The sequence below is a fragment of the Polaribacter sp. BAL334 genome (genome assembly GCF_015767435.1).
GTDB lineage: Bacteria > Bacteroidota > Bacteroidia > Flavobacteriales > Flavobacteriaceae > Polaribacter.
In genome coordinates this window covers 1-1219 of sequence record NZ_JADWOV010000161.1, presented here as the reverse complement: position 1 = coordinate 1219, position 1219 = coordinate 1, and the positions used below count along the sequence as shown (strand labels likewise).

The window sequence follows — 1219 nt, the reverse complement described above, 5'->3', positions numbered from 1 at the left end:
TGTAAGCTTCCCTTAAATTCGATCCATTCAAAAATAGAATTTTTATTCATTTAATCTGTATTCAATTGGTGATTTATTTTTAAGTGATTTATGTGGTCTATTGTAATTGTAATCGTTTATCCACTCTTGACTTATATCTTTTACTTCTTGGATAGATTTAAACACGTAAGCATTGAGTATATCTCTTCTAAAAGTTCCGTTTAATCTTTCAATAAAAGCATTTTGTGTTGGTTCTCCTGGCTGGATAAATATGAGTTTTATCTCATTTTCTTTGCACCATATATCTAGTTTTGCACTTATAAACTCAGGTCCATTATCCACTCTAATCATTTTTGGTAATCCTCTACGTTCGCCTATTTGGGCTAAGCATCTAATAACTCTTAGTGTTGGTAATGAGGTGTCTGTTTCAATCATCAAAACTTCTCTATTATAATCATCTATAACGTTTAATAATCGGATTCTTCTACCATTCCACAGAGAATCACTCATAAAATCAACACTCCAAACTTCGTTCATTTTTGCTGGTTGAAATAGTTGTTGTTTGACTCTTGCGGGTAATCTTTTTTTAGAACGTCTTCTTATGTTTAATTTCATGGATGTATAAATGCGATATAATTTTTTGTGATTAACAAGAGTTCCTGACTTTCGTATGCGATGATAACTTTGCCAAAACCCAATGGTTACATGTTTTTGTACCAGCTGATCAAGTTGTTTTATAAATACATCATCTTGCTTAACAGCCGCCTTGTAACTGAAGCTACTTCTAGGAACTGAGATTATTTTACACGCTTTACGTTCACTTATAGCATAATTACTTGTGATGTAAGTGACTAGTTCTTTTTTCTCGCAAAGCGTTAAAGCTTTTTTTCAATCACATCTTTTAATGCTTGATTCATCAGTGCTAAATCAGCATACATTCTTTTGAGTTTTGAATTCTCTGCTTCTAGTTCTTTTATACGTTTTAGTTCTGTGGCATCCATACCTCCATATTTGCTTTTCCAACGATAAAACGTTTTGTCGGATATACCATTGGCTCTGGCAATATCAGTAACTTTCACTCCTTGCTCATGTTGTTTTAAAATGGCAACAATCTGGTTTTCGGTAAATTGGGTTGTCTTCATAAGTTTTCGGCTTTAAATTTAATAATTTTTACTGAACGCGCTCCTGCGTCGCTTGTCGAATTCTATTTTTAAATGGCCGAATTTTGGGGAAGCTTACA

Annotated in this window: 1 protein-coding gene; it reads right to left on the bottom strand. The window is 33.1% G+C overall.

Translation table 11 applies throughout. The features are described from left to right. Positions 1-42 precede the first annotated feature (42 nt). A protein-coding gene (locus tag IU405_RS00845; RefSeq protein WP_197436751.1) for an IS3 family transposase occupies positions 43-1121 on the bottom strand; the annotation gives its coding sequence in 2 pieces (ribosomal slippage) (positions 43-860 and positions 860-1121; 1080 coding nt in all). Between the last annotated feature and the right edge of the window lie 98 nt (positions 1122-1219).